This is a genomic window from Phytoactinopolyspora endophytica (genome assembly GCF_004138495.1).
Classification (GTDB): Bacteria; Actinomycetota; Actinomycetes; order Jiangellales; family Jiangellaceae; genus Phytoactinopolyspora; species Phytoactinopolyspora endophytica.
In genome coordinates this window covers 551,163-558,652 of record NZ_ML142850.1, presented here as the reverse complement: position 1 = coordinate 558,652, position 7,490 = coordinate 551,163, and the positions used below count along the sequence as shown (strand labels likewise).

The following is a 7,490-nucleotide window of genomic DNA, read 5'->3' as shown; positions in this document are numbered from 1 at the left end:
CGTCTCGAGCCGGTCTCGCGCCCCGACGTCGTCGATGATGGTGTCGTGCAGCGGAAACCAGCCGTTCGCCCACAGGTCCACCTCGCCGGCGGCCGCTGCGCGGTAGAAGTCCGCGTTCTCCATGGTGGTGACCGTTTCAACGCGATAGCCAAGCGTCTCGATCAGCTGCCGGTACACCTCGGCCTGAAACCATCCGGTGTCCCACGTGGCGCGCGCCATCCGGACGGTGCCTTCGTCGGAGGTGGGCGTGGTGGCGACGGCGGGCCGTGCCCCCGACGGAACGGCGACGGTGAGCGCCATCGTCGTCGCGGTCACGGCGACCGCAACGATCCGGCTGGCCGCGGCCAGCCGGGCCGTGCGGCGGGGCCGTCCCATCCTGAGAGTGTCGGTTGGCTGGCGCAACGCGTCAACACGAGTGCACTTTCTGTTACCACACCGAACGGAAGGCGATTCGGCCCACGCACGGTAGGCCCGAGCAGCGACGCCGGGAACGTCACGTCGATGGACTATCCCAGCGGTGGGTATTCGATCGACGGTGAATCTGGTCAGATCGCATGAGCAGTGCGGCGGCCGATAGGAGAATTCAGCCCTCGACGTCCGGGTAGGGGCGTGGTGAGGAAGGGAGGAATCGCCCATGGAGCACCCATCTGTCGCGGTACGGGACGCGGACCCGGCCGCCGTGAGTTCTGCTACGGTTCGGCACCGGCACATGGAGCTCGACGGCATCGGCATCTTCTACCGCGAGGCAGGCCCGCCGGATGCGCCGGCGTTGCTGCTTCCGCATGGCTACCCATGCTCGTCGTTCCAGTTTCGTCATCTCCTGCCTGCCATGGCTGACCGCTGGCGGCTGATCGCGCCGGATTTCCCCGGTTTCGGCTACAGCGACACACCTGATCCAGCGAGCTTCACGTACAACTTCGACGGCTACGCGGACTTCCTTCAACGTTTGACGACGGCGCTGGACATGAGGACCTACGCCCTCTATTTGCACGACTATGGTTCACAGATCGGGCTTCGGCTCGCGATCCGAGCCCCCGAGCAAGTGGCCGCGCTCATCATTCAGAACGGTGACATCTACGAAGACGAACTCGGCCCCAAGTACGGCTTTCTCAAGGAATACTGGGCGAACCCGACGGCCGATAAACGTGCCACGCTCGCAGAAGCCGTCAGCGAGGAAGGCTTCCGTGACGAGTTCCTGAACGACGTCGAGCAGCGCCTGGCCGAGCGCATCCCTCCCGATCTCTGGAAGTTGTCCTGGCCGCTGCTGAACGAGCCGAGACGTCGCGAGATCATGGTTCAACTGATGGAAGGGCTGCGGGAGAACCTCGAGTGGTTCCCCAGGTACCAGGCTTACCTGCGCGAACACCAACCACCCACGCTGATCGTATGGGGACCTCAGGACGGTTACATGCCTGAAGGTTCCGCCCGTGCGTACCTGCGGGAACTGCCCCAGGCAGAGCTGCATCTGCTCGACGGTGGCCACTGGGCGCTCGAGACCAATCTCGAGGAAATCGTGGCACTCGCGCGTGACTTCCTGGGGCGTGTGCACAGCTGACAGCCTCGACGGGCCACGCGCCGACCGGCAAGGTGTGCGATATTCACACTATGACCGGAGTCGGTACGTGGGACATGCGTCGAAGAACCGCAGACGGGTTGGCGTTCGTGGTCTGCGGGCTCGACTACTTGTGCGGCAGCGACTCCGTGCCCGTCCACGGCTTCCGCACGGCTTCGGAGTCGGCACGGTTCGGTTGGGCTCGTGGTCGCCGTCGGGACCACATGCACTACGTCAGAGGTCCAGTTCTGTCAGTCGTCGGCTGATGACCTTGAGCCTCCGGCGCGTCTCACGGTCGTAAGCCTGGCGGTGTGCACGTGTTTCCCACTTGCCGTCGAAATACCGTTCCGTGGTGTCGTTCGGGGCGATGAGGGAGAGGATCGCGTCCGCACCGGCGTCAGCCGAGTTGGCAGGGCTGATTCCGGCCTCGCGCACCATCGTGGTGTCCAGATGGGTCCCGGGGTGGAGGCAGTTCGCGGTGATGTCGGCCCCCGCGTACTCCTCGGCCAGGTCGAAGGTCAGCATGACCTGCGCGAGTTTGCTCTGCCCGTAGGCGCGGTAGCCGCCATATCCGTACTCGAGCATCAGGTTGTCGAAGTCGATGGGATTCTGGGCGGCGGAGACGACGTTGACGACCCGCGAAGGCGCCTGTGCCCCGAGGTTCGGGCGCAGAAGGCGCGTCAGCAGGAAGTGGGCGAGATAGTTGATGGCGAAATGACGCTCGAATCCGTCTGCGCTCTCCCGGCGTGGACCGCTGGGCTTCGAGATGCCCGCGTTGTTGACCAATGCGTCGAGCTGCGTGTGTTCGGCTTGAACCGCCTGGGCCAGTCTGCGGACATCGGCCAGCGAGTCAAAGTCTGCCTCGAAGAACGTCGCCGAGCCGCCAGCCCGCTCGATGGAACTGACTACCGCCTTTCCACGAGCGGTGTCCCGACCGTGCACGAGAAGGTGGACACCGGGCGCCGCGAGCTTCTCGACGACCCGGCGACCGACTCCATCGGTCGAGCCCGTCACGAGGATGGTGCGATCTTTGGACACGATTGTTACTCCAACCCAACCATGATAAAAAGTAGGAACCCTACGGTTAATATACGTAGGATCCCTACGGTTATCAAGGGGCGTCAACAGCCATGCAGCACGGACCTGCAGCCAAGCCAGCGCGTCGGCCGCGCGCCGATGGCGAGCGCAACCGGGCACGGTTGGTCACCGCGGCGAAGCGGGCCATGACCGAACTGGGTGCGACCGTCAGCCTGGAGCAGGTCGCGCGCGAGGCGGGCGTCAGCATCGCCACGCTCTACCGCCACTTCCCGACGCGAGAGACGCTGATCGAGGCGGTGTACCGGCAGGAGACCGACTCGCTCGTCGATGCGGCCGCACAGCTGACGGAGGAACGAGAGCCCATAGCAGCGCTTCGCGAGTGGCTGCTGCTGTTCGTGGATTTCCTCGACACCAAGCAGGGCCTCTCGGAGGTACTCGGCACGCTCATCGGCGGGCCGGACGGCCTGTACAGCGACTCCTCGGTCCGCCTCGCGTCTGCTGTGGATGCGCTGGTGAGCCGGGCGACGGAAACCGGGCCCCTTCGGGCCGACATCGAGCCGCTCGACCTGCTCCGCGCTCTCGGCGGCGTGGCGAACGTCAGCCCTGATAAGAACTGGAAGCGATCGGCTATTCGAATGGTCGATCTCCTGCTCAAAGGCTTGCAAGACGACGCTGACATACAGACTTGATCGCCGCGCGTGATACTTCCGGCTGCCGCGGCTCAAGACGATCACCAGGTGAGAAGGGAAAACGTCAAGGAGGTTCGCGTAGAACTGCTTAAGCACGCGCGGAGTGATCTTGCCGATCGGTTCGTCACCGAGGGCGGTGCCACGTGTCCGAACGTGCCACTGTTCATCAACCTGCGCCGAAAGCTTCGTCGTCAAGGGTGGTGGGGCGGGCGGGACTCGAACCCGCGGCCAAGGGATTATGAGTCCCCTGCTCTAACCGGCTGAGCTACCGCCCCATCGACGGCCAATACTAGCTTGCTGGTCCTCTCGTATTGAGAGGACACCCGGCACGAATGCTGAGATCCGTGTGCGGCATGAATGGCAGGTTGCATCCGAGAGGCGTTGGTTCCACGGAGCACTCAGCGCGTTCTCCTCACGCCGCCTGCGCGGTCCGCGACGCTCTCCCGAGCTAGGTCGAGAGCCGCTTCGAGCAGTATCTGCCCGGCGCTCGGCAGGTAGGGCCCGGAGAACAGCCGCGAGCTCCGGTACGCCATCTCGATCTCATAGCCTCCGGCGGCATAGTCCTCGGCGCGCAGCGGGATGTAGCCGGGCACACCGCCGGTGTAGCCCACCACGAGCAGGTCCGGACGCCGCAGTGCACGGCGTGTCTCCAGGGCGAACTCCACGAACGGCTCGCCGGGGAGCATGACGACGCCGAAGGCGCCCCACCAGTGGACCGATATCGGCACATCCAACCCACCAGGGGACGGTCGATCCCGCCAGTACCGCGCCCACTCGATCCAGGTCGTCAGCAACGTCCGCCGCGGGCCGGACATGGAGGCCGCCTCCAGCGTCCAATCCCGCGCCCAGGCACGCAGGGTGGCGGCGTCGGGAGCCGGGCGCATCGGCAGCCACACCTGCCGCGACGTGGCGATCACGTCGGTGACCGGCACCGGGTCGGCCGCGCGCAGCGCGCGTTCGACACCATCGCCGACGCGGGCACCGATCGAGTCGGCGGCCGCGAAGGTGCGCTTCGGGTCCGGACCCGTGGCGAAGCTGTCGGTCGCCAGGTGGCCGGTGTTGAGCTGTCCGCAGCATCCCTGGAGGAACATCACCTCGCCGCCCGTCATCTCTTGCACGTGGCTGCGTGCCGCGCCGGGCCAGTCCGCCGTGATGGCGAGGTTGTCCGGTCCGAGAGTGACCGGATGGCACGCGTGCGAGAACATCGTCACGATCGGCGAACCGGAATCGTCTGTCCATTGCATCGCGAAGACGACCGGGTCGATCACCTCGGTGCCGCGGCGATTGTGCGCGACCGAGTCCAGAGGTGCCACCCCGGACCGTAGCCATGCCCGACGGCGCGCCTTCCACGCCCGTCTGCCGGCGTCGACGATGTTCGCGAACGCCGACTCCACGTACTGCTCGTCCCGTTCGGCGCCGAATCCCACCGCTTTGACCTTCGGCCCGCCGTGCGTGTGACTGACCGAGACCGCGACGGACTTGGTGGGAACGCCCAGGTCCTCCCCGATTCTCCGGCGGATCTCGGCCGCGTCGGCCAGATCCAGACTGATCAGATCACAGGCGACGATGATGGACGCGCTGTCGCCGTGGGTGACTGCCACCGCGGTGGCGAACAGCGGATCGTGCACAGCCACGGACGGCTCGACGCGGACGGCGAAACCCGCCATCGACGAGCCCACCGGCGGCGTGATGTCCACCGTCGCCGCGCCGACCAGCGTCGGTTCGACCGCACGCCTCATAGCCACCGCACCCTGTCCTGAAAACGGCCGAGAAACGTGGCGTGCTGGCTGTCGCCGCCGGGCGCGTTTCCGCTGCGCCAGACGGGTGGGGTCGTGCCGCGGCGCGCCAGCTCCGCCGTCGCCGCCGCAACGACAGAGTTGAGTACGTACGCATTCACGAACGTGGAGATCGCCGCGATGTTCTCCGGCACTCCGTCCACGCTCAGGACCGCGTCGCCCACGGGCACCTTTGTGTCGACGTGGACATCGACGAGGTCGTGGAGGTTCGCCCCGGACGGATGCCTGGCCGGATGGTCCGGCGCAGTGGATTCGGCATGATCGCGCGACGACACCCCGATCACCGTCGCGCCTGCCTGCCTCGCGTAGAGTGCCGCATCGATCAGCGCCGCGTTGATTCCATAGGCGTTGACCAGCACGAGCAGATCGTCGGCGCCGATGCGGTTGTCTCGCATGACGACGGTCGCGTACCCGGGAGTGCGTTCCATGGCCATCGAGCGCAGCGCACCGCTGGACAACAGCGTGCCCTCGTCGAGGATGGCGCTGATGTGAACCAGCCCGCCGGCCCGGAAGAACACCTCCTGTGCTGCCAGGTTGGAGTGCCCGCCGGGGCCGTAGACGTAGACGAGCTCGTCCCTGGCGATCTGGTCGGCAATCAGCCGGGCCGCGCGGTGTACCGCTCCCGCCTCATCCGCGCGGATCGTCTCCAGCATTTCGGTGATCCGGTCGAGGTACTCACTCATCAGGGCGGCGGTCGCTGCGCTGCCGTCGTCGTGCGGGTTCATCGGGACGTGCCTCCACTCGTCGTGGCAGGTGTGGCAGGTGTGGCAGTGGGGGAGAGCCGGACCGTGAGCACCGTCGTCCCTTTGGGCAGGTCGGTGCCGAGCTCCAGCATCGTCCGGCCGTGCCGCTCGGCGGCGGTGTGTGTCACGGCCGCATCGGCGGTGCTGTCCACGGTGACGGCCGATTCTGTCCAGGTGCCCGGAAGCACGAGGTCGATGGCGGCGCCGGGCACCGGGCGGGCGGTGCGTGCGACGACCTCCAGTGCGTCGGCGTCGGTCCGCCGGACCGAGAGGCCCACCTGCCGCCGTAGCCGCTCCCAATCGTTGAGCTGCTCGGCCGTCCACCAGGGCATACCCAGTTGGCGTGCCAGGGCCACGACGTCGCGGCAGGCGTTGCGGACATACTCCCGGCGATGGAGATGGACCGGGTGGAAGAGGAAATGCGCCACGCCATGGTGGGCGAGCGCTTGGGAGAGGATGACATCGCGGACTGACTCGTGCGCGGCCCACGCGAGGTCCTGTGCATGCAGCGGCAACACGACCACATCCAGCCGCCCGTCGTACCCCGCGGCGCCGGGCGTGGGACCGGTCATGGGCAACGACAGATGCGCTGTCCCGAACGGGAAGCCGACGTTTCCCTGCTTGCTGGGGCCGCGAGACTCGTCGATCCGGATGCCGAGAGCCACGCACCACCGGTAGAACTCGTCCCAGCCCTCCCACCTGGTGTAGTGGTTCTTGTTGGACACGATCTCCTCGTGTCCGGTCATCGCCCGCGCCCACGCGTGCTGGGCGCGTAGCTGCGGCCAGCCCCACGTCGCGATGTCCGCGTCGCCGACCGCGTTGAAGTGCAGGGCGTGCTCATGGCCGTGCTCGCCGATAGCCCGCACCGTGTCCGGCTCGTAGCCGCCGGGGTAGACGTGGCACCACGTGGTGCGCACGTCTATCTCGTCGAAGAGACGCAGCGTGGTCTCCGCCTCCTCGGTCACGTTCCGGTCGGAGTCCACCGACAGGTGGGCGACGGCGGGAACACCGGACGGCCAGTAGTACAGCCACGGGACGACGACGCCGGCCCGGCCTGCGGCCCCGAAGAGCAACTGCACGAGGATCTGGCGCCAGAGGTCGGCGTGCGGCCGATGGAACACCGGAACCGGCCCCAGCCCATCGCGGCCGTCCGGACGCGACGTCCACGGGCCCGGCGGCATAGCCCGGTCCGACTCGTAGCACAGGGTGATGCCGTCGTCGCACTTGAGCACGCCGTCGTCAACCGGGGCGGAGCCGTCGGCCGCCGGCTCGCCGTCGCGGTCGACGGGGTCGCCCTGCTGGATCCGGACGATGCTCTGCCAGAGGTCGACACCGGAGACGATCATGAAGCCGTGGCCGTGCCGGCGGACCACCAGAGCCGGGGAGCCGTCGTCCTGCCACCGCGCAAGCACCGTCGTCTCCTCCGGCGGCCCGGTCACACCGAGCCGGGTTCCGCCGAGCGCGCGCAGAGCGACGTCCGGTGCGTCGACCCAGCCGTTCTGGCCGGCGACGGTCACGTGCCCGGCGGTGACGCGTTCGGCGCCGACGACGCCGAACGCGTCCGTGAGCGTCCCCGCGCCGACGGATATGGCGACGCCGCCGTCCGCGATCCAACGACGCACGCCGGCCACATCGGCAGTGGCCAGGTCGACCCGGGACGGGAACAGGACGA

Annotated in this window: 7 protein-coding genes and 1 tRNA gene; 2 read left to right on the top strand and 6 right to left on the bottom strand. The window is 67.4% G+C overall.

Going from position 1 to position 7,490, the window contains the following annotated elements; translation table 11 throughout:
* Positions 1-375: glycine betaine ABC transporter substrate-binding protein (locus ELR45_RS34660; protein ID WP_205856108.1), on the bottom strand; the 375-nt coding region annotated here is incomplete at its 3' end.
* A 259-nt stretch (positions 376-634) separates the two neighbouring features.
* On the opposite strand from ELR45_RS34660, the gene ELR45_RS05830 reads away from it, so the two are divergent.
* Positions 635-1,555 (top strand): alpha/beta fold hydrolase, encoded by a 921-nt coding sequence (locus ELR45_RS05830; RefSeq protein ID WP_129664158.1) that lies wholly within the window; start codon positions 635-637, stop codon positions 1,553-1,555.
* 231 nt (positions 1,556-1,786) lie between these two features.
* Here ELR45_RS05830 and ELR45_RS05825 read toward each other — a convergent pair whose 3' ends face one another.
* A complete protein-coding gene (locus ELR45_RS05825; RefSeq protein ID WP_205856107.1) occupies positions 1,787-2,590 on the bottom strand; it encodes an SDR family NAD(P)-dependent oxidoreductase in 804 nt (267 codons plus the stop codon).
* Positions 2,591-2,682: 92 nt separating this feature from the next.
* On the opposite strand from ELR45_RS05825, the gene ELR45_RS05820 reads away from it, so the two are divergent.
* Positions 2,683-3,279, top strand: coding sequence for a TetR/AcrR family transcriptional regulator (locus ELR45_RS05820; RefSeq protein WP_129664156.1), 597 nt, complete (start codon positions 2,683-2,685; stop codon positions 3,277-3,279).
* Positions 3,280-3,477: 198 nt separating this feature from the next.
* Here ELR45_RS05820 and ELR45_RS05815 read toward each other — a convergent pair.
* From ELR45_RS05815 to ELR45_RS05800, 4 genes are all read right to left on the bottom strand, one after another.
* Positions 3,478-3,554, bottom strand: a tRNA-Ile gene (locus ELR45_RS05815).
* 123 nt (positions 3,555-3,677) lie between these two features.
* Positions 3,678-5,018, bottom strand: coding sequence for a hypothetical protein (locus ELR45_RS05810; protein ID WP_129664154.1), 1,341 nt, complete (start codon positions 5,016-5,018; stop codon positions 3,678-3,680).
* Positions 5,015-5,800, bottom strand: a complete 786-nt coding sequence (locus ELR45_RS05805) for a sugar isomerase domain-containing protein (protein WP_205856102.1) — start codon at positions 5,798-5,800, stop codon at positions 5,015-5,017. The genes ELR45_RS05810 and ELR45_RS05805 overlap by 4 nt, the downstream gene beginning before the upstream one ends.
* Positions 5,797-7,490: polysaccharide deacetylase family protein (locus ELR45_RS05800; RefSeq protein WP_165367511.1), on the bottom strand; the 1,694-nt coding region annotated here is incomplete at its 5' end. The genes ELR45_RS05800 and ELR45_RS05805, both read right to left, overlap by 4 nt.